Annotated in this window: 19 protein-coding genes; 5 read left to right on the top strand and 14 right to left on the bottom strand. The window is 71.4% G+C overall.

The annotated features are described in order from the left end of the window. Positions 1-50 precede the first annotated feature (50 nt). Both Q0938_RS10245 and rimO read right to left on the bottom strand, forming a co-directional pair. Complete coding sequence (locus Q0938_RS10245) at positions 51-914, bottom strand: sulfotransferase (RefSeq protein WP_299361754.1); 864 nt, start codon at positions 912-914, stop codon at positions 51-53. Continuing rightward, a complete protein-coding gene (rimO, locus tag Q0938_RS10250) occupies positions 911-2,293 on the bottom strand; it encodes a 30S ribosomal protein S12 methylthiotransferase RimO (RefSeq protein WP_299361757.1) in 1,383 nt (460 codons plus the stop codon). Before rimO ends, Q0938_RS10245 begins: the two co-directional genes overlap by 4 nt. Positions 2,294-2,386: 93 nt before the next feature. Between rimO and Q0938_RS10255 the strand changes: the two genes are divergently transcribed. Further along, entirely contained in the window at positions 2,387-2,950 is a 564-nt protein-coding gene (locus tag Q0938_RS10255; RefSeq protein ID WP_299361759.1) for a hypothetical protein, read from the top strand. Positions 2,951-2,978: 28 nt separating this feature from the next. Here the strand turns inward: Q0938_RS10255 and Q0938_RS10260 are convergent, their stop codons facing one another. The 5 genes from Q0938_RS10260 to Q0938_RS10280 all read right to left on the bottom strand — a co-directional run bounded on the left by Q0938_RS10260 (position 2,979) and on the right by Q0938_RS10280 (position 7,340). Next, positions 2,979-3,740 carry an ABC transporter permease gene (locus Q0938_RS10260; RefSeq protein WP_299361762.1) on the bottom strand — a complete coding sequence of 254 codons (762 nt, stop codon included), beginning with the start codon at positions 3,738-3,740 and terminating at the stop codon, positions 2,979-2,981. Next, positions 3,737-4,735, bottom strand: a complete 999-nt coding sequence (locus Q0938_RS10265; protein WP_299361765.1) for an ABC transporter ATP-binding protein — start codon at positions 4,733-4,735, stop codon at positions 3,737-3,739. Before Q0938_RS10265 ends, Q0938_RS10260 begins: the two co-directional genes overlap by 4 nt. Positions 4,736-4,850: 115 nt before the next feature. Then, positions 4,851-5,621 carry a 1-acyl-sn-glycerol-3-phosphate acyltransferase gene (locus Q0938_RS10270; RefSeq protein ID WP_299361767.1) on the bottom strand — a complete coding sequence of 257 codons (771 nt, stop codon included), beginning with the start codon at positions 5,619-5,621 and terminating at the stop codon, positions 4,851-4,853. Between the two features lie 76 nt (positions 5,622-5,697). Then, a complete protein-coding gene (locus tag Q0938_RS10275) occupies positions 5,698-6,660 on the bottom strand; it encodes a cell division protein FtsX (protein WP_299361770.1) in 963 nt (320 codons plus the stop codon). Between the two features lie 5 nt (positions 6,661-6,665). Continuing rightward, on the bottom strand, positions 6,666-7,340 hold the full coding sequence (locus tag Q0938_RS10280; protein ID WP_299361772.1) for an ATP-binding cassette domain-containing protein: 675 nt from the start codon (positions 7,338-7,340) through the stop codon (positions 6,666-6,668). Between the two features lie 165 nt (positions 7,341-7,505). Here Q0938_RS10280 and Q0938_RS10285 point away from each other — a divergent pair, with 165 nt between their 5' ends. Beyond that, positions 7,506-8,588 carry a zinc-ribbon domain-containing protein gene (locus tag Q0938_RS10285; protein ID WP_299361775.1) on the top strand — a complete coding sequence of 361 codons (1,083 nt, stop codon included), beginning with the start codon at positions 7,506-7,508 and terminating at the stop codon, positions 8,586-8,588. Between the two features lie 50 nt (positions 8,589-8,638). On the opposite strand, the gene Q0938_RS10290 is transcribed toward Q0938_RS10285, so the two are convergent. The 6 genes from Q0938_RS10290 to argH form a co-directional block, all read right to left on the bottom strand. Next, positions 8,639-11,221 carry a DUF4175 family protein gene (locus Q0938_RS10290; protein WP_299361780.1) on the bottom strand — a complete coding sequence of 861 codons (2,583 nt, stop codon included), beginning with the start codon at positions 11,219-11,221 and terminating at the stop codon, positions 8,639-8,641. Between the two features lie 152 nt (positions 11,222-11,373). Then, entirely contained in the window at positions 11,374-12,639 is a 1,266-nt protein-coding gene (lysA, locus tag Q0938_RS10295; protein WP_299361783.1) for a diaminopimelate decarboxylase, read from the bottom strand. Further along, the gene (locus tag Q0938_RS10300; RefSeq protein ID WP_299361786.1) at positions 12,640-12,909 is read right to left on the bottom strand and encodes a DUF2834 domain-containing protein; all 270 of its coding nucleotides are present in this window, start codon (positions 12,907-12,909) and stop codon (positions 12,640-12,642) included. Further along, positions 12,899-13,123 (bottom strand): hypothetical protein, encoded by a 225-nt coding sequence (locus tag Q0938_RS10305; protein WP_299361789.1) that lies wholly within the window; start codon positions 13,121-13,123, stop codon positions 12,899-12,901. The genes Q0938_RS10300 and Q0938_RS10305 overlap by 11 nt, the downstream gene beginning before the upstream one ends. Positions 13,124-13,273: 150 nt before the next feature. Beyond that, positions 13,274-13,450: an argininosuccinate lyase gene (locus Q0938_RS10310; RefSeq protein ID WP_299361792.1), complete on the bottom strand. Its 177-nt coding sequence runs from the start codon at positions 13,448-13,450 to the stop codon at positions 13,274-13,276. Then, complete coding sequence (gene argH, locus Q0938_RS10315; protein ID WP_299362087.1) at positions 13,447-14,823, bottom strand: argininosuccinate lyase; 1,377 nt, start codon at positions 14,821-14,823, stop codon at positions 13,447-13,449. The genes Q0938_RS10310 and argH overlap by 4 nt, the downstream gene beginning before the upstream one ends. A 135-nt stretch (positions 14,824-14,958) precedes the next feature. On the opposite strand from argH, the gene Q0938_RS10320 reads away from it, so the two are divergent. The 3 genes from Q0938_RS10320 (at position 14,959) to Q0938_RS10330 (ending at position 16,604) form a co-directional block, all read left to right on the top strand. Further along, entirely contained in the window at positions 14,959-15,570 is a 612-nt protein-coding gene (locus Q0938_RS10320; RefSeq protein WP_299361795.1) for a TlpA disulfide reductase family protein, read from the top strand. A 264-nt stretch (positions 15,571-15,834) separates the two neighbouring features. Continuing rightward, positions 15,835-16,014 (top strand): hypothetical protein, encoded by a 180-nt coding sequence (locus Q0938_RS10325; protein WP_299361799.1) that lies wholly within the window; start codon positions 15,835-15,837, stop codon positions 16,012-16,014. A gap of 191 nt (positions 16,015-16,205) precedes the next feature. Then, a complete protein-coding gene (locus Q0938_RS10330) occupies positions 16,206-16,604 on the top strand; it encodes a DUF2202 domain-containing protein (RefSeq protein ID WP_299361802.1) in 399 nt (132 codons plus the stop codon). A 149-nt stretch (positions 16,605-16,753) separates the two neighbouring features. Here the strand turns inward: Q0938_RS10330 and Q0938_RS10335 are convergent, their stop codons facing one another. Continuing rightward, positions 16,754-17,323 carry a DNA-3-methyladenine glycosylase I gene (locus Q0938_RS10335; RefSeq protein ID WP_299361804.1) on the bottom strand — a complete coding sequence of 190 codons (570 nt, stop codon included), beginning with the start codon at positions 17,321-17,323 and terminating at the stop codon, positions 16,754-16,756. Between the last annotated feature and the right edge of the window lie 40 nt (positions 17,324-17,363).

Genomic DNA, 17,363 nt, shown 5'->3' on the forward strand with positions numbered 1-17,363 from the left:
GAAGGAGATGCCGCCCCCGTTGGGGGAGAGACCCGGGCCGTCCCTGCGGGTCAGCGGATCTGAGCGGCGAACTCGGCGCCGAACTGCGCCTCGATGAACCTGAACTGATCGTCCAACCGCGCGCGCAGCACGCCGCGAACCGCGTCGGGCACCGACAACGCGCGGGACGAGGCAAAGACGCGGGTGTTCAGGTCGCGGTATGCGTGCGGCGCGAGGTCAAAGAACTTTTCCAGCTGCCGCATGACGCCCAGCGGGTCCGCGGCGATGCGTCCGAATGGCAGGAACAGCAGCCGGTCCGCCCCGAACCGCGCCGTCCAGCGCGGAACATAGGCCGCATAATCGCCGCGATGCATCAGCACCGGGTCGTCGATCTCCGCCATCCAGTCGTCCACGGATGCGGGAGTCCGCCCGGCCCGGGTCAGGTTCATCTTCAGCTGGCTGACGGCCCGATCGACCGGGTGGCGGATCAGATAGACGAAGCGGGCCGTGGGCAGGAAACGGGCGACGAACGCCACCCCCTCGTCCGGCAGCGTCGAATATTCCGGCGTCACGTCCATCGCCCGGGTGCCCTGCGGGACCGGGGCAAAGACCTGCTTGTACCAGTGATTGGTGAACATCGACCCGCGGGTGATCCGGTCCAGATAGACCGCCAGATCCGCCGGCACCGCCTCGCCCCGCGCCGCATGGCGCCGCTCGATGTTCAGCCGGGCGCGCCGGAAATGCCACGGCAGCCATTGCCGATGATCCGGTATGAAGCGGTGGTTGAAGAACTGCACCTCCTTGAACGGCGGCGCCCAGACCTGCGGATGCTGGCCCAGCATCTGCGCCAGCCATGTGGTCCCGGCCTTCTGCGCCCCGATCCCGATCAGCTCGGGCTTGCGGGGCGCACCGTCCGGGTCCCACCCGGAGCTCACATCCTGCCCCACAGATCGTATTCGGACGCCTCGTCCACCGTGACTTCGACCAGATCGCCGGCGGCGAGCGCCTCGAACCCGTCGTCGATGAACAGGTTGCCGTCGATCTCGGGCGCGTCCGCCATGGTCCGGCAGGTCGCGCCCTCGGCATCCACGCTGTCCACGATGACCCGCTGCCGGGTGCCGACCCTGGCCGCGAGCCGGGCCGCAGAGATCGCCTGCGCCTTCTCCATGAACCGGTCCCAGCGGTCCTGCTTGACCGGGTCCGCCACGTGGTCCGGCAGGTCGTTCGCCCGGGCGCCGCGCACGTTCTCGTACTGGAAGCAGCCGACCCGGTCCAGCTGCGCCGCGTCCAGCCAGTCCAGCAGGTACTGGAACTCGGCCTCGGTCTCGCCGGGATAGCCGACGATGAAGGTGGACCGCAGGGTGATCCCGGGACAGGCGGCGCGCCAGGCGGCGATCTCGTCCAGGGTGCGGGCGCTGGCCGCCGGGCGCGCCATGCGCTTGAGCACGTCGGGGTGGGCGTGCTGGAACGGGATGTCGAGATAGGGCAGCACCCCGGTCCCACGGGCGACAGTGTCGGCCATCAGCGGGACCAGGTCGCGCACATGCGGATAGGGGTAGACATAGTGCAGCCGGACCCACGCGCCCAGGCTGCCCAGGTCGCGCGCCAGATCGGTGATGTGCGCGCGGTGGCCGCGCTCGGTGGCGTGGCGGCGGTCGACGCCATAGGCGCTGGTATCCTGGCTGATCACCAGCAGTTCGCGCACGCCGCTTTCGACCAGCCGCTCGGCCTCGCGCAGCACCGCATGGGCGGGACGGCTGACCAGCCGGCCGCGCATGTCGGGGATGATGCAGAACCGGCAGCGGTGGTTGCAGCCTTCGGAAATCTTCAGATAGGCGAAATGCCGCGGCGTCAGCCGCACGCCGGACGCGGGTAGCAGGTCGATGAACGGATCCGGGGCGGGCGGCACGGCGGCGTGCACCGCGTCCAGGACCTGTTCGTACTGGTGCGGGCCGGTGACGGCCAGCACCCTGGGATGGGCGCCGGTGATGTAGGCGGGTTCCGCCCCTAGGCAGCCGGTCACGATGACACGACCATTCTCGGCCAGCGCCTCGCCGATCGCGTCCAGGCTTTCGGCCTTGGCGCTGTCCAGGAACCCGCAGGTGTTGACGATCACCGCGTCGGCCCCCTGGTAGTCGGGGCTGATCGCGTAGCCCTCGGCGCGCAGCCGGGTCAGGATGCGTTCGCTGTCGACCAGCGCCTTGGGACAGCCGAGGCTGACCATCCCGATGGTCGGCTGGCCGGGACGGCGCGGATCGACGGGGATGGCGGCGCGGGCCAGGTCGGGGCGCAGCAGGGGTGGGTTGTGAGTCATGGCGGGCATATAGCGCCTCGGCCCGCCGGCGCAAACGCCTGCTCGCCGAAACGTGGCTTGCGCGTGGGCGAGACGCCGCAGCAGACTGCCGCGATGATCTGGACCCTTTCCCCTGCCCCGACCCGCCCGATGCCCCGGTCGATCCGTCCGGGCGCCGGCCTTGTGCTGGCGCTCGGCATGGCCGTGGCGGGCTGCGTCGCAACCGTGCCGCCACCGACCGGCGCGACAGCGCATCCGCTGCCATCGCCAAGCGCCGCGGCCACCAACACGGCCACGGCGCGCGCGCCGACCGGCAAGCCGATCGTGATCCTGAACGACAAGGGCGGCAACGTGCTGCAGGCCATGGCCCGGCGCGAGGAGCTGCAGCGGTCCGGGCGGCCGGTCGAGGTACGCGGCTACTGCCGGTCGGCCTGCACGATCTACATCACGCTGCCGAATGCCTGCCTGGGCCCCGGCGCCACGGTCGGGTTCCATGCCCCGCGCCTGCCCGGCACCAGCATCGTGCCGCCGATCGTCGACCAGCTGATGGCCCAGTACTATCGCAGCGGCATCCTGCGCCGGTGGCAGGACGAATGGCGCCATTCGCTGAAGATGACAAAGATCAGCGCGGCCGAATACAAGCGCTTGGACCCGCAGACCCGCATCTGCGGATCCTAGACCGGGGCCGCGGCCGGGCGGGCCCGGATCACTCGCGCAGCCGCCAGCCGGTCAGGAAGATCCAGCGGATCACCGCCAGCAGCACCACGATCATCAGCGCTACTGCGATCAGCGACACGCCCACCGGCACGTCGGCAATGTCGAAGAACGACCAGCGGAATCCGGAAATCAGGTACAGCACCGGGTTCAGCTTGGCGACCTGTTCCCAGAACGGCGGCAGCATGCTGGCCGAGTAGAAGGCCCCGCCCAGGAACACCAGCGGCGTGATCACCATCATCGGGACCACCTGCAGCTGTTCGAAGTTCTTGGCCCACAGCCCGATGATGAAGCCCAGCAGCGAGAACCCGACCGCCGTCAGGATCAGGAACGACAACATCCACAGCGGGTGCACGATGTGCATCCCGACGAAGAAGAAGCTGGTCAGCAGAATTATCAGCGCGATGATCACCGCCTTGAACGCCGCCGCCCCGACAAAGCCCAGCGTCACCTCGGCCCAGCCCGCGGGGGCGACCAGCAATTCATAGACGGTGCCCGAGAACTTGGGAAAATAGATCCCGAAGCTCGCGTTCGACACGGATTGCTGCAGTACCGTCAGCATCATCAGCCCGGGCACGATGAACGCGCCATAGGCCACGCCCTCGACCGCCTGGATGCGCCCGCCGATCGCGGCGCCGAACACGACGAAATACAGCACCGTCGAGATCACCGGCGAGGCCAGCGACTGGGTGATGGTCCGAAAGAACCGCGCCATCTCGTGGTTGAAGATGGCGCGCACCGCCCCCCAGTTCATGCCCGGCCCTCCGCCGCGATGATCGCTTCCTGCGGGTCTGCGCCCGATGGCTCGACATCCGCAGTGACCTCCGCGCGATCGGACACCAGCGAGATGAACACCTCTTCGAGCGAGGTCTGCTTGGTGGCGACATCGCGCACCCCGAGGCCGCGGGCGTTCAGATCGGCCAGCAGCCGGCCGATGCCGGTCCGCTCGGCCCGCGTGTCATAGTCATAGGTCAGCACCCGGCCGCCATCCGACAGGCTCAACCCCGTTGCAGCCCAGTCCTCCGGCAGATGCTGCAGCGGTGCGTCCAGTTCGATGGTCAGCTGCTTGCGCCCGAATTCGCCCATCAGATCGGCGGTCGGCCGGACCAGCAGCAGCCGGCCCTTGTTGATCACGCCGATCCGGTCGGCCATGTCCTCGGCCTCTTCCAGGTAGTGCGTGGTCAGGATGATGGTCACGCCCGAGGCGCGCAGGTCGCGCACGACCTGCCACATCTCGCGGCGCAGATGCACGTCCACGCCGGCCGTCGGCTCGTCGAGGAACAGCACGCGGGGCCGGTGCGACAACGCCTTGGCGATCAGCACCCGCCGCTTCATCCCGCCCGACAATTCGCGGCACCGCGCGTCGCGCTTGTCCCACAACGCCAGACTGCGCAGCACCTGTTCCAGATAGGCCTCGTCCGGGGCGGCCCCGTAGAGGCCGCGGGTGAAACGGACCGCGTTGATGACCTTCTCGAACGGCTCCAGCGCGATTTCCTGGGGGACCAGCCCGATCAGCTTGCGGGCGGCACGCCAGTCGGTGCGGATGTCGTGCCCGCCCACCCGCACGGTGCCGCCGGTCGGCACCACCAGCCCGCAGATGATCGAGATCAGCGTCGTCTTTCCGGCACCGTTCGGACCCAGCAGGGCGATGATCTCGCCCTCGTCGATGGTCAGGCTGACGTCATCGAGGGCGCGGGTGCCGCTGCCATACTGCTTGGAGAGGTGATCGATTTCGATGATCGGCGGCATGCGGGGGCTTTCCGGTCAGGGCGCGGCCGGCGGCAGCGGCGCCGGTATTCGACCCCGGACAGCTAGGCAGGGCAGGTCCGAATGTCCACCCCCGGCGCATCCACCGGCCGGGCGCCTACCGGTCTGGCGGGGTGAGGCCGGCCGCTTCCATCAGCCGGTCCGACGCGGCCTCGACCTGCGCCTCGACATGGGGCAGCAACTCGGTCGGGGCCATCCCCGGCGCGATCGGGTCCAGAAACTCGATCACCGCCACGCCCGGGCGGATGCGCAACCCGTCGCGCGGCCAGAACATGCCCGCGTTGGTCGCCACGGGGTAACACGGCAGGTCCGCCGCGGCGTAGAGCGCGGCGACCCCCGGCTTCCACGGGCGGCGTTCGCCCGGCCGGGTGCGGGTGCCTTCGGGATAGATGATCAGCTGGCCCAGCCCGCGCCGCTGCGCGTTGCGGACCGCGGCGACCATCGCGGTGCGCGCGGCGCTGCCGCGCGAGCGGTCGATGGGCACCGAGCCCACCTCGCGCGCGAACCAGCCCATGATCGGCACCCGTAGGATTTCCTTCTTCATGATGAAGGCGCGCTGCGGGCAGGCCTTGGCGATGGCCAGGATGTCCAGGAAGCTCTGGTGCTTGGCGGCCACGATGCAGTCGGTCGTGGGCGGCGTGCCCCGCACCTCGACCTGCACCCCGTAATGCCAGCGCGCCGCCCGCAGCATGTAGCCGATCCAGACCTCGGACACCCGCAAGGCGCCGGTCCGTCCGTGCCGCATCGCCTTGGGCAGCCCCCAGATCCCCAGCACCAGCGTGGCGAGCCCGACATGGATGTAGTAGCTTGTCGATCGCAGCCACCACAGCGCCGGCAGCGGGCCGGGCCGATAGCCCGCGCGCGCCATCAGCCGCCCACCCGCGCAGAACCGGCAGCGGCGCGCCGCCCCGGCCGATCCGCTCGACGCGCCTGCGCGGCCCTCATCAGCGCACCTCGCGCAGCATCCGCAGCGCGGCACGGCGGGTGGCAAAGAACCCGACCGCCCCCGCCACCAGCGGAATCAGCAGGGGCCACAGCCAGCCCCAGCCATGGAACCCCAGCCCGGTCAGGAACCCGCCCGCGGCCTGCATGTCCGGCAGCGCCGCCACCGCGCCCATGCCCAGTGCGGTCCCGGCGGCCGCGCCCAGCGCCGCGCGGCGGGTAAAGCGGCGCACAAAGGCGGTGGCGATGGTGATGTCGCGCGCGCCCACCAGGCGCAGCACCCGGATCACCTGTCCGTTCGCGGCCAGCGCCGCGGTCGCCGCCAGGGTGATCATCGCCACCGCAACGGCCGCGATCAGGCCCAGCGAGAGCCAGCCCAGCACCCGCAGCGCGCGGGCTGCCGCGATCAGCGGCCGCCGCCACGCGGTATGGTCGTCCAGCACCGCGCCCGGGGCCTCGGCCTCCAGCCGCAGCTGCAGCGCCTCGTGGTCGAATTCGCCGCGCTCCATCTGCAGCTCGACCAGTTGCGGGATCGGCAGGGCATCCACAGGCATGTCGGGCCCGAACCAGGGCTCCAGCAGGGCGGCGACCTGTTCGGGGGGCACGGCCTGCGCCTGCGCGACGCCGGGGGTGGTCCTCAGCACCTCCAGCACCGCGGCGGCCTGGGCCTCCATCTCGCCCGCCGGGGCGGTGATCCGGACGGTCGCGGTCTGCGCCAGGCCCTCGGCCCAGCGATCCGCCAGACGGCCGGTGGCCAGCGCCAGGGCCAGCGCGAACACCGCCAGGAACGCCATCACCCCGGCGCTGAAGGTGGTCAGCGTCGCGGTATGGCCGGTGGGCGGGACGATGCGGTCGGCGACCCCGCCCTCGCGGCCGGTCAGCCCCCGCCACAGGGCGCCGGGGTCCACCCCGGCAACGCGGCTGCTGGCCAAGGGGCGGCGGCGCGCGCCGCCAAGTCGCTGCATTAGTTTCACAGATCCGCCCCCGCCTGCTGCAGCCGCTTGCCGACGATGCGCAGGACCCGCGCCTGGACGAGGCTGCGGGCGGCGCGGACCAGGTCCATGTCGTGGGTCGCGACCACCACCGTCTTGCCGGACCGGTTCAGTTCGGCCAGCAACTGCAGCAGCCGCATGGACATGTCCCAGTCCAGGTTGCCGGTCGGCTCGTCGGCCAGGATCAGGTCCGGCGACAGGATCACCGCGCGGGCCAGCGCCGCGCGCTGGCGTTCGCCGCCCGACAGCGCCGGCGGCAGGGCGCGGGCCAGCCCGGTCATCTGCACCCAGCCCAGCAGGTCGCGGATCGCCTGCATGTCGATGCCCTGATGCGCCACGGTCAGCGGCAGCGCCACGTTCTCGGCGACCGGCAGGTGGTCCAGGAACTGCGTGTCCTGGTGCACCACCCCGATCCGCCGGCGCAGCAGCGCGATCCCGTCGCGGTCCAGCGCGGACAGGTTCTGGCCGAATGCGGTGATCTTGCCGGCGCTGGGCAGCAGATCGGCATAGCAGAGCCGCAGCACCGTGGTCTTGCCGGACCCGGACGGGCCGGTCAGGAAGTGGAACGACCCCGGCGGCAGGTTCAGCGACAGGTTCCGGAACAGTTCCGTTCCCGGGCCATAGCCGAAGGTGACGTCCTGCATGTCGATCAACGCATCCTCCTTGCCTGCCCCGGTGCGGGCGATCCCGGCCGCCTTCGCCCTGCTTGGCGATCGGACCGGCCGTTGATAGAACGTCCGGAAGGCGATGACCAGAAAGCCGCTGCAGCCGCAGGCGGCGACCGGGGACGACGACGGCGGACGGGAAACGGAAACGAGATGCGGCTGACCTGCCCGCGCTGCGGCGCCCAGTACGAGATCGACGCGACGCTGATCCCGGCCGAAGGCCGCAGCGTCCAGTGCTCATCCTGCGACCATGTCTGGGAGCAGCCGCCCGCGCCGCGGTCCTCTGAGTCCGGCGTGCAGCCCCGGCTGCATCGCCCGCTGCCCGAATCGGTGCTGGCGGTCCTGCGCGAGGAAGCGGCGCGGGACAGCGTTGCCCGTAGCGGCGCCGGGGACGAGACCGCCTCGCCCCGAGACAGCGACGCCGGCGCTCCCGCCGCAGAGGCGGAGGAGGAGGATGACCTGCGTCCTTCGCCCCAATCCCTACCGTCAGGGACTGATGCCGGCACCGCCCCCGACCTGCTCTGGCCCGCGACGACGCTGACCCACCCGACGCCGCCCGGTTCGGCGAACAATACGGCCGCCCTCCTCGGACTGGACCTGGACGCGGCCGATGCGGCGCCCGACCGCAAGGATGGGGACAGCGACCGCACGACTGCCCCGGACATGGACGCCATCCCGGCCCGGCGCGGCCCGGTGGATCGGACCGACGCAGCGGCCCTCATTGCAGGTGACGACAAGCCGCCGCCGCGCCGCGTGGCCCGTCGCGTCCCTGACGAGGAAGGCTGGGACCAGACGCCTCGGGCGGACGATAAAACCGGCGCTGCCGCACACGCGTCCGATTCCGACGACGGGCTGCGTACCCAAGATGTGCCGTCCGCGCCCGCGCCCGACCTTCGTACGGACGCCGAGCCCGCTGCCCCCGCGCCCGCCGACGGTGCCAGCAAGGACGGCATCCCCGCCGCGCCATCCGATGGCGGCCGTCCGGTTCCGACCACGGCGTCCGCGCTGCACCCCCAGCCTGCACCCCGCGCGAACCGCCGCGGCGGTTACAATGCCGGCTTTACCGTGGCGCTGGTGGCGGCCCTTGCGCTGCTCGCCGCCTATGCGCTGGCGCCACGGCTGGATGACGGGGGCCGCGTCGGCGCATGGGTGACCGATTATCGCCAGCAGGTGGACGAGGGTCGGGCCTGGCTGCAGACCCGTGCCGACGGCCTCATCGGCACCCTGCGCCGCTGAACGCCGATGACCGCTTCCGAAATGCCGGCCAGCCCGCCGAGGCGGTCTGCTCAGAACCGGTCCAGCAGCCGTCCCAGATAGTCGCGCTCGCTGCGCGGGCGCTCGCGTTCCGCGCTGCGCCGGCGGATCTCGTCCTGCAACTCGCGGGCGCGCTGATCGGGATCGACCCCGTCGGCCAGCGGGTCGCCGGTGGTGATCATCCCACCCTGCCCCGACAGGTCGCGGCCCAGCGGATCGGTCGATGGCGGGGCGAACTGGCCGAACCCGTCGCCGCCGCGCGGCTGCGACTGGCCCGACTGGCCGGGGCTCTGGCCCTGGCCTTCCTGCGGGGCGCCCTCGCTGCCCTGTTCCTGGCCGCGCTGCAGATCGGCCAGCGCCCGCATCCCCTCGCGCATCGCCTCGATTGCGTCGGCCTGCCGGTCGATGGCCCCGGCGGGATCGCCGTCGCGCAGCGCCTGCTCGGCCTCTTCCATGGCCCGGCCGGCCTCGTCCAGCCGCTGGCCCGCCGCCTCGCCCGGATCGGTGCCGCGCCCCGGCAGCAACCCGCGCTGCCGCCCCAGCTCCTCGCGCAGGGCGCGCTGCCGGTCGGCGAGCGAGCCGCCGTCCTGCTGCCCGCCCTCGGGCGACTGTCCCGCGCCGGGCTGGCCCTGGCCGGATTGACCCTGCCCCTGCTGCTGCCCCGGCTGCTGGCCCTCGCCCGGCTGCTGGCCGTCCTGGGGCTGGCCCTCCGTGCCGAACGGGTCGTCCTGCGCCTGCCGCATCGCCTCGTCGGCCAGGCGCTGCTGTTCGCGCAGCGTGTCGTTCAGCCGCTGCATCGGGCGCGACTGGCCACCCTGCCCGCCTTCACCGCCCTGCGACTGGGTGACCTTCAGGTTCTCCATCATCCGGTTGAACTGCTCCAGCAGCGCCTGGGCCTCGGCCATCCGGCCCTCGTCCATCAGCCGCTGGATCTCGTCCAGCATCTCCTGGATCTGGTCGCCGGTGATCTGCTGGCCCTGCTCGGGCGACCGGTCGAACCGGTTCGCAGGATCCTCGCCCCGCTCGGCCAGCATCTGGGTATAGGCATCAGTGGCGGCGCGCAGCTCGTCCATCAGCTTCTGGATCTCGTCGGGACTCGCGCCGTTGCGGATCGCCTCGGACAGCCGTTCCTGCGCGCGCTGCATCCGTTCCAGCGCGTCGGCCAGGCCGCCATCCTCCAGCTGCACGGCGGCCACCCACAGCATCTCGGCCACCTCGTCGCGCACCGGTTCGGACAGGGCGTCCGTTTCCAGGCTGTCGATCGCCTGGGCGAGCGTCACCTGCAGCTCGGGCGACAGGTCGGGCGGCAGCGTGTCGGGCTGCCAGCGGACGGCGCGCAGCAGCCGCGCGGTGCGCGCGCGGTTGTCGCGCGACCACAGCAGGTCGCGCCGCAGCTCGATCAGCGCCGCCGCGGTCGGGTCGAAGAACCGCCGGCCGGGCAACTCCATGCGGACCGGGGCGCTGCCCCCCGCCTGCCCGATCCCGTCGGTCACCCGGACCACCACCTGCACCGGCAGGTTCGCCCAAGGGTGGCGCGACAGGTCCGCCGACAGCCGCCCGCGGACGTCGCGGCGCTGCCCCGCGGCGGGCAGCGGCAGGTCCAGCGCCAGCGCCTCGCGCGGCTCGGGCGCCGCACTCAGGCCATAGCGGCGATCCACGGCGTTCAGATCCAGCGTGACCAGCGCCTGCCCCTGCTCCACCCCGTTGTCGTCGGCGGCGGAGAAATCCTGCACCATCTGACCGTCAGCGCGCCGCTCGGGGATCGGCCCGATGCCGGCCGTCGGGGCCGCGTCGGGCAGCACCCGAAACGGCAGCCGCAGCCCGGCGACGGTTACCACGCCGTCGCGTTCGGCGGTGAACGCGGGCGCCTCGGGCGGGGTGTCGGGAACCGCCGGCCCGACATCCTGGGTCAGGTCGGTCCCGCCGCCATACAGGCGAAAGCTCAGCATTGTGCCCTCGGGCACCGCCAGTTCCTCGCCATCCCGCAGCGCGTTCAGGTAGATCGTCGGGCGGCGGGTATACGCCGGGGGCGTGGCCCAGCCTTCCCATCCCGGGCCGGTGGCCGTTGCCTCGCCCTGGCCGTCGCGCGCGGGCTTCCATGTCGAGGCGAGCACTGCGAGCCCCTGACCCATCTGCGCCGCGCCGCCGAACAGCAGCGCCATCGCCAGCGCGATCAGCGCGACCAGCCGCAGAGCCAGCGGATCGCGCCGGCGCAGCCCCGCATCCGGTCGCACCGGCCGCGCCGCCGCGGCGCTGGCCCGCATCCGCGCCAGATGGGCGCGCCACAGCGCCCGGGCGCCGGGATCGTTGGCGCCCAGCGCCATCCGGTCACGCAGCGCCGCGAGCGGCGCGCCAGGCAGCCCGGCATCGACCCGGGCCCGGGCCTGGGCCATGCGGGGCCGCGCGAAGCGCGACAGGCCGGCGGCAACCGCCGCCACCAGGGCCGCGGTCCACAGACCCGACACCGCCAGCGCCCCGCGCGGCGGCAGCGCCGCGACCGCACCCAGCAGCATCGCCGCCAACCCGATGATCAGCAGCGTCAGCGCCGGCCAGAAGGCGCGCAGCGCCGCCTCCCACCACAACCCGACGAGCGTCAGCCGGACAGCGCGGCGCACCAACGGCGGATCAGGAAGGGGCGGATCGGCAGCGCGCGGATCGGGTGGCAGGAAACCAGGTCGGGTCGGGTCGGAGGACGGCGGATCACCCGGTCTTGGTTCGGGCGCCGACCATCGCCTGCCCCGCGCCCGCCAGGGCGCCCGGCCGGGGATCAGAGCCATGGCGGCACCACGTCGCGGGCCAGCATCTCCTCGATGCTGGGGCGCGGACGGATCACAGCGTAGCGGTCGCCGGCCACCAGGACCTCGGGCACCAGCGGGCGCGAATTGTATTCCGACGCCATCACCGCGCCATACGCACCTGCCGACCGGAACGCGACCAGATCGCCGGAGTCCAGCGCCGGCAGCTCGACCCCGCGGGCAAAGGTGTCGCCAGTCTCGCACACCGGGCCGACCACGTCGACGGGCGCGACCTCGGCGCCGACCGGCGGCTCCGCCACCGGCACGATCTCGTGATGGGAATCGTACATCGCGGGCCGGATCAGATCGTTCATCGCCGCATCCAGAATCAGGAAGTCGCGCCCCTCGCCCCGCTTAAGATAGACCACCGAGGTCAACAGCACACCCGCATTCCCGACGATGTTGCGCCCCGGCTCGATCTCGATCTCGCAGCCGAGGTCGCCGACCGTGTCGCGGATCACCTGCCCGTATTCGATCGGCAGCGGCGGCGCGGCATTGTCGCGCCGATAGGGGATGCCCAACCCCCCACCCATGTCCAGCCGGATGATCGCGTGGCCCTGGTCCCGCAGCAGCCGGCACAGATCGGCCATCTTGGCGTAGGCCTGGCGATAGGGATCGAGATCGGTCAGCTGGCTGCCGATATGCATGTCGATCCCGACCACCCGCAGCCCCGGCAAGGCGGCGGCGCGGGCATAGACCCCGGGCGCCCCGGCGATCGGGATGCCGAACTTGTTTTCCGACTTGCCGGTGGCGATCTTGGCGTGGGTGCGCGCGTCCACGTCGGGATTGACCCGGATCGCGATCGGCACGGTGGCGCCCATCGCGACCGCGACCTGCGACAGCAGCGCCAGTTCCGGCTCGCTTTCCACGTTGAACTGCCGGATGCCCCCGGCAATCGCGCGCCGCATCTCGTCGGCGGTCTTGCCCACGCCCGAAAACACGATCCGGTCCCCCGGGACGCCCGCCGCCCGGGCGCGGGCGTATTCGCCGCCCGACACCACGTCCATGCCGGCACCCAGGTCGCCCAGCAGCTTCAGCACCGCGAGGTTGGAATTGGCCTTGACGGCAAAGCAGATCAGGTGGTCGGTCCAGTCCAGCGCCTTGCGGAACTGCAGGTAGTGCCGGGTCAGAGTCGCCGCCGAATACACGTAGACGGGGGTGCCGACCTCGGCCGCGATGCGGTCCAGCGGCACGTCCTCGGCGTGCAGACGCCCGCCGGCATAGGTGAAATGGTCCATTCAGTCGATCCTGGCCGAGCGCAGGAACAGATATAGCGGCAGCGCGCAGCCGACGCCAAGCGCCAGCGCCGGGATCGTCAGCAGCGCGGCCCAGTTGCGCCGGACATGCGTCTCGACGGCGCACCACAGAGCCAGCGTCAGCGCCGCCACTGCACCCGAACCGGCCGGCAGCCCCGCGCCCTCGCGCAGCAGCCCAGCCGCGCCGGCCAACCCGCCGGCCAGCGCCAGGATCAGCCACGCGGTCCGCAGCGGCGTCAGGTCAGCGAACAATCGGCTCCAGCCCGACCAGGTCGGCGCCCGACAGCGACACCGGCCGGTGCTTCGCGTTCGGGTTGTAGACATAGACGTCCTGCGACACGACCGGGATTTCCTGCAGTTGGCTGCCCCCCGACCCGCCCCCGCAGGCGGCGAGCCCGGTCAGGGCTGCCAGCGCCGCGGCGGGCGCCAGTCGCGTGCCCCGTGCCAGTCTCACGATGATGTTCATGCTGCTCTCCTCTCACGGGCGCATTCTGCGGCGCCTCTGCCCTGCAATCTGCCGCGGCGGGGGACGTTTGTGAACCGTGACGATCGCGCCCGGCGTGAACGTGATCGACGGCGGCCGGGGCGCCTAGAGCGGCAGCGTCCCCCGAACCGGTCAGTCGGCCCGGATCACCCCGGCGGCGGCCCGGCCGCCGATGCTGACCGACGGGACCGCCGACAGGTCCTGCCCCGACCCGCCCTGCGGCGCGACCGGCGGCCCGTCCACCCCGCAGCCGCCCAGCAGCAGCGCCGCTGCCGCCGCCGCAGCCATGGCTGCGCCGCGCCGCGTCATGCCCAGCCCTCCATCGCGGTCTTCCAGCGCGACACCTGGGCGCGGACCTGGTCGGGCGCGGTCCCCCCGTAGGACCGGCGCGACGCGACCGAGTTGCCGACCCCCAGCACCTCGTAGACCGCGGCGGTGATGGCCGGGTTGACCGCCTGCATCTCGTCCAGCGACAGGTCGGGCAGATCGACGCCCCGCGCCTCGGCCGCCGCGACCAGCGCGCCGGTCGCGTGATGGGCGTCGCGGAACGGCAGCCCCGCCTCGCGCACCAGCCAGTCGGCGAGATCGGTGGCGGTGGAAAACCCGGACGCCGCCGCGGCCTCCAGCCGGTCGCGGTTCACCGTCAGGTCCGACATCATCCCGGTCATCGCCGCCAGCGCCAGCATCAGCGTGTCGGCGGCGTCGAAGACCTGTTCCTTGTCCTCCTGCATGTCCTTGGAATAGGCCAGCGGCAGGCCCTTCATCACCGTGAACAGCGCCACCGCCGCCCCCAGGATGCGGCCGATCTTGGCGCGGATCAGTTCGGCCGCGTCGGGATTGCGTTTCTGCGGCATGATGCTGGACCCGGTGGACCAGCGGTCGGACATGGCGACGAACCGGAACTGGGCGCTGGACCAGATCACCAGCTCTTCCGCCAGCCGGCTCAGATGGGTGGCGCAGATCGCCGCGGCGGCCAGGAACTCCAGCGCGAAATCGCGATCCGACACCGCGTCCAGGCTGTTGGCGGTGGGCCGGTCGAAGCCCAGCGCCCGCGCCGTCGCATCCCGGTCGATCGGGAACCCGGTCCCGGCCAGCGCCGCCGACCCCAGCGGAGATTCGTTCATCCGCGCCCGCGCATCCGCGAACCGCCCCATGTCGCGGCCCAGCATTTCGACGTAGGCCATCATGTGATGGCCCCAGGTCACAGGTTGCGCGGTCTGCAGATGGGTGAACCCCGGCATCACCCAGTCGGCGCCAGCCTCGGCCTGCGCGACCAGCGACCCGATCAGCGCCCGGCAGCCCCCCACCGCCGCATCGCACTGGTCGCGCACCCACAGCCGGAAATCCGTCGCCACCTGGTCGTTGCGCGACCGCGCCGTGTGCAGCCGGCCGGCCGGTTCGCCGATCAGCTCCTTCAGCCGCGCCTCGACATTCATGTGGATGTCTTCCAGCGCGGCGCTGAACGCGAATTCGCCCGCCTCGATTTCTGACAACACGGTGAGCAGCCCTTTCCCGATCGCCGCCGCATCGCTATCGGTGATGATGCCCTGGGCGGCCAGCATCGCCGCATGGGCCCGGCTGCCCCGGATGTCCTGGGCGCTCATCCGCCGGTCATAGGCAATCGAGGCGTTGATCGCCTCCATGATCGCGTCCGGACCGGCGGCAAAGCGCCCGCCCCACATGCTGTTCGCGGTCCGGCCCGCATCGGCCGCCGCACCGGCAGGTCCGGGGGCGGCAGGGGTCGGGCGCGCATCGGGGGGCGCGGTCTCGGGGGTCGGGCGCGCGTCTGTCATCACTTGATCCTCATGGGGGTTCACATGCGTCTGCGGTCCATCGCCCTTTATACGTCGCTGCTTTTTGCTGCAAACCTCGGCCTCGCGGGGTCGCTGCCGGGGACGCCGGCAGGGTGGCTGGCCGGGGTCCTCGGCGGACCCGCCGCCGCCGGCCCGGTGGACTGGCAGGGCGCCCGCGATGCCGGTCTGACCAAGCTGACCGACGGCGTCGCCGACGTGCCCGACGCGACCTTCACCGATGCCGACGGCAACCCCGTCACCCTGGCCGATTACCAGGGCAAGGCGCTGCTGGTGAATTTCTGGGCAACCTGGTGCGCGCCCTGCCGCGAAGAGATGCCGTCACTGGACAAGCTGGCGGCCGAACGCAACGGCGACGATTTTCAGGTGCTGACCATCGCCGCCGGCCGCAACCCGCTGCCCGCGATCCGCAAGTTCTTCGAGGAAACCGGCGTCACCGACCTGCCGATCCTGCTGGACGCCCGGATGCAGCTGGCCCGCGGCTTCGGGGTGATGGCAATGCCGGTCTCGATCCTGATCGACGCCGAGGGGCGCGAGGTCGGCCGGATGATCGGCGATGCCGACTGGGCCTCGCCCGCCGCGCTGGCGCTGGTCGACCAGCTGCGCGCCCCCGACTGAGTCGGCGGCGGCGCCCGACGCAGGTCCGGGCCAACCGCCAACATCCCGGGCCAGACACCGGCCCCCCGCTTGCCGCTCACACCTCCGCAGGGCCGGGCAACCGCGTGACGGTCTCTTCATTCCCATCCTTGAATTTGTCGGTCCGCCCTGTACCATGAAACGGGTGCACCGGGGGACCAGAATGATGCCTTTGAATCCTGAATCGACGGTTCGAAACCATGCCGCGCGGCGGGCGGCCGGTCACGGGCGCGACGCTTCGCAACCTTGGTCGCGGCCGGGGCGCTGCTGGCGTATGCGCCGCTTCCGGCGGTCGTGCCGCTTGGCGATCTGCTGAACGGCGCCGCGCTGGCGCAGTCCAACCGGGGCGACGGCGGCAACGGCGGTGACCGGGGCGGCAGCGAGGCGGGCGGCGCAGCCCGGGACGCGACGGGGGCGACGGCCTGACCGGACCCCGGGAAGATGCCGACGAGTCGCAACCCGACTGGTCGTCCGCAGGCGAAGGTGCCGGGCAGGGCGGCGGGGCGGCGGGCGGGCGCGGCGCCGGGCAGCAACGGCAGGGCAGCACGTCCCAGACCCCGGTCCGGGACGCAACCAGCAGCGACCTGTCGGACCAGGAAATCGCCGACGTCTACTACATGCTCGAGGAAGAGAAGCTCGCCCGGGACGTCTATATCGCGCTGTTCGACGCGTGGGGGCTGCAGGTGTTCGACAACATCATCGACTCCGAACAGCAGCACTATGACGCGATGCTCGACCAGGCCGACCGGCTCGGGCTGGACGTCAGCTACCTCCCGACCGCAACCGGCGCGTTCTACGACCCGGAACTCCAGGCGCTCTACGACCGGCTCACCGCCGAAGGCCTGGCGTCGGAACAGGCCGCGATCGACGTCGGGATCTACATCGAAGAGAAGGACCTCGTCGACATCGCCGAGGCGGCGGACAACACCGATGACGAGGCGCTCGACCGGACCTACGCCAACCTGCTTGCGGGGTCCGAGAACCATCTCGCGGCGTTCCTGAGACAGGCGGACTGATCGCGCGACGAGCCTCCGTCGTGCGCCGGGGCATGGTCTTGCGAGACTATGCCGCCTTGCAGCAGAACGATGCATGAAAACTGCATGAACCATGCATGAACATCCCCTGTCCGGATGCCGGTGGGATCCGGCTGTCGGCGGCGCGGTGGTCAGACCTGTCCGTGGCGGAAACAGCAGGTGAGGTGATCGTTCACCATCCCTGTCGCCTGCATGAACGCATAGGTGATCACCGGCCCGCAGAACCGGAACCCGGCCTGCCGCAGCGCCCGTGACATCTGCTGCGATTGCACCGTCTGGGCCGGCACCTCGGCAGCCGTCGCGAACCGGTTCACGATCGGCTCGCCGCCGACGAACTGCCACAGGAACTCGGTAAAATCGTAACGATCCTGGACGGCCAGCCACGCCTGCGCGTTGCCCACCGCCGCCTCGATCTTGCCGCGATGCCGCACGATGCCGGGATCGGCCATCGCCCGGGCCACCTCGGCGTCGGACCAGCGCGCCAGCCGCTCGGGGTCGAACCCGTCGAACACCCGGCGAAAATTCTGCCGCTTCTTCAGTATCGTGATCCAGCTCAGACCGGCCTGGAATCCGTCCAGCACCAGCTTCTCGAACAGGGCGCGGCCATCCCGCTCGGGCACCCCCCATTCACAGTCGTGATAGACGACATAGACTGGATCGGTGCCGCACCAGGGGCAACGCGCGCGTGTGTCGCTCGTCATCGACCGTTAACCTCGTTGCCGCTTTTCGCCGCGCCTTTAC

This window comes from uncultured Paracoccus sp., assembly GCF_947496875.1.
Taxonomy (GTDB): domain Bacteria; phylum Pseudomonadota; class Alphaproteobacteria; order Rhodobacterales; family Rhodobacteraceae; genus Paracoccus.

What these genes read in the sequence shown, in the direction of transcription:
- rimO (WP_299361757.1), bottom strand. Translation starts at nt 2,293, where the DNA reads ATGACTCACAACCCACCCCTGCTGCGCCCCGACCTGGCCCGCGCCGCC.
- Q0938_RS10255 (WP_299361759.1), top strand. Translation starts at nt 2,387, where the DNA reads ATGATCTGGACCCTTTCCCCTGCCCCGACCCGCCCGATGCCCCGGTCG.
- Q0938_RS10260 (WP_299361762.1), bottom strand. Translation starts at nt 3,740, where the DNA reads ATGAACTGGGGGGCGGTGCGCGCCATCTTCAACCACGAGATGGCGCGG.
- Q0938_RS10265 (WP_299361765.1), bottom strand. Translation starts at nt 4,735, where the DNA reads ATGCCGCCGATCATCGAAATCGATCACCTCTCCAAGCAGTATGGCAGC.
- Q0938_RS10270 (WP_299361767.1), bottom strand. Translation starts at nt 5,621, where the DNA reads ATGGCGCGCGCGGGCTATCGGCCCGGCCCGCTGCCGGCGCTGTGGTGG.
- Q0938_RS10275 (WP_299361770.1), bottom strand. Translation starts at nt 6,660, where the DNA reads ATGCAGCGACTTGGCGGCGCGCGCCGCCGCCCCTTGGCCAGCAGCCGC.
- Q0938_RS10285 (WP_299361775.1), top strand. Translation starts at nt 7,506, where the DNA reads ATGCGGCTGACCTGCCCGCGCTGCGGCGCCCAGTACGAGATCGACGCG.
- lysA (WP_299361783.1), bottom strand. Translation starts at nt 12,639, where the DNA reads ATGGACCATTTCACCTATGCCGGCGGGCGTCTGCACGCCGAGGACGTG.
- Q0938_RS10305 (WP_299361789.1), bottom strand. Translation starts at nt 13,123, where the DNA reads ATGAACATCATCGTGAGACTGGCACGGGGCACGCGACTGGCGCCCGCC.
- Q0938_RS10310 (WP_299361792.1), bottom strand. Translation starts at nt 13,450, where the DNA reads ATGACGCGGCGCGGCGCAGCCATGGCTGCGGCGGCGGCAGCGGCGCTG.
- argH (WP_299362087.1), bottom strand. Translation starts at nt 14,823, where the DNA reads ATGTGGGGCGGGCGCTTTGCCGCCGGTCCGGACGCGATCATGGAGGCG.
- Q0938_RS10320 (WP_299361795.1), top strand. Translation starts at nt 14,959, where the DNA reads ATGCGTCTGCGGTCCATCGCCCTTTATACGTCGCTGCTTTTTGCTGCA.
- Q0938_RS10330 (WP_299361802.1), top strand. Translation starts at nt 16,206, where the DNA reads ATGCTCGAGGAAGAGAAGCTCGCCCGGGACGTCTATATCGCGCTGTTC.
- Q0938_RS10335 (WP_299361804.1), bottom strand. Translation starts at nt 17,323, where the DNA reads ATGACGAGCGACACACGCGCGCGTTGCCCCTGGTGCGGCACCGATCCA.